Source organism: Vibrio sp. Y176, assembly GCF_033438945.1.
Window position 1 is genome coordinate 1 of sequence record NZ_JAWOQS010000821.1, and the last position, 596, is coordinate 596.

Here is a 596-nt window from a genome sequence, read left to right on the forward strand (position 1 = left end):
TTGCAAATTATGGGTCAAGATGATGGCACAGAGGCTTTTTTATTTGGTTTAGAAGCATTGATTAATGGTTTCGAAAAGCAGTGATAAGGTGTCTGTGTTTTTAGGCTCGCACAATAGGGGGGATTTGTGCGAGGGGTGGATTTATTTAGAACATTGTTTTTCAATTTGGCGTTTTTGTTCTACCAATTTTTTAGCTGTTGCCATCGCGAGTTGTTCATCGGCTTGCATTTTTGCTAAACACAGTATTGCAAGGACGCGGAACATGCCTCATGTGGCGGCCAGGACGGCCAGCCGGGATCGGGATACTGGTCGTTACCAGAGCCACCGACCCGAGCAAACCCTTCTCTATCAGATCGTTGACGAGTATTACCCGGCATTCGCTGCGCTTATGGCAGAGCAGGGAAAGGAATTGCCGGGCTATGTGCAACGGGAATTTGAAGAATTTCTCCAATGCGGGCGGCTGGAGCATGGCTTTCTACGGGTTCGCTGCGAGTCTTGCCACGCCGAGCACCTGGTCGCTTTCAGCTGTAAGCGTCGCGGTTTCTGCCCGAGCTGTGGGGCGCGGCGGATGGCCGAAAGTGCCGCCTTGCTGGTTG

General features: G+C 51.3%; 1 protein-coding gene. It reads left to right on the forward strand.

Annotation, left to right across the window (positions count from 1 at the left end):
* Positions 1-64: 64 nt before the first annotated feature.
* Positions 65-596, forward strand: a 532-nt coding sequence (locus R7O13_RS28855) for a transposase zinc-binding domain-containing protein (protein ID WP_318305459.1), incomplete at its 3' end; no start/stop codon positions are given.